This window comes from bacterium, assembly GCA_024226335.1.
Taxonomy (GTDB): domain Bacteria; phylum Myxococcota_A; class UBA9160; order SZUA-336; family SZUA-336; genus JAAELY01.
The window spans coordinates 1-713 of record JAAELY010000519.1 but is presented as its reverse complement, the minus strand read 5'-3'; the positions used below and the strand labels follow the sequence as shown (position 1 = coordinate 713).

Sequence of the window (713 nt, the reverse complement as noted above, 5' to 3'; positions counted from 1 at the left end):
CTCGGTAAACTCGAGCCCTCCTCGAAAGGAGCGGGTCATGCGTCAGCGGTTTCCCCTCATCTTGCGTGGCTGTTTGCTGATTCTCGGATGTGCGCTGGTTGCTGCGCCGGTGTGGGGAGACGAGGTGGACGATTACGTTCGTGCCACGATGGAGAAACAGAATATCCCCGGCATCGCCATCGCCGTCGTCCGCAACGGGAAACCGGCCAGGGTCCAGGGATACGGCCTCGCGAATCTCGAGCTGGAGGTTCCGGTAACGCCCGACACGATCTTCCAGAGCGCCTCGGTCGGCAAGCAGTTCACGGCTGCCGGAATCTTGCTCCTCGCCGAGGAAGGCAAGCTGAAGCTGGACGATCCCCTTGCCCTGCACTTCCCGAGCGCCCCGGCGACGTGGCACCGGATCACGATCCGGCACCTCCTGACCCACACCTCCGGCATCTCGGATTCCGAAGACGACGCGTACGAAGCGCGACGCGACTACACGGAAGAGGAGCTCCTGGAGATCTCCACGAAGTTTCCGCTCGAGTTCGCGCCCGGCAGCCAATGGAGCTACTGCAACACCGGCTACATGATCCTCGGGATTTTGACCTCGAAGCTCACCGATATGCACTGGAGCGAGTTCCTGAAGCAGCGCATCTTCGAGCCTGCCGGGATGACGACGGCGCGCGTCATCAGCGAGTCGGACATTGTCAAGAACCGGGCCGACGGCTACG

The 713-nt window shown here is 62.4% G+C and carries 1 protein-coding gene; it reads left to right on the top strand.

Annotated features, from left to right (window positions below):
- Positions 1-37: 37 nt before the first annotated feature.
- On the top strand, positions 38-713 hold a 676-nt coding region (locus tag GY725_25150), incomplete at its 3' end, for a beta-lactamase family protein (protein ID MCP4007480.1).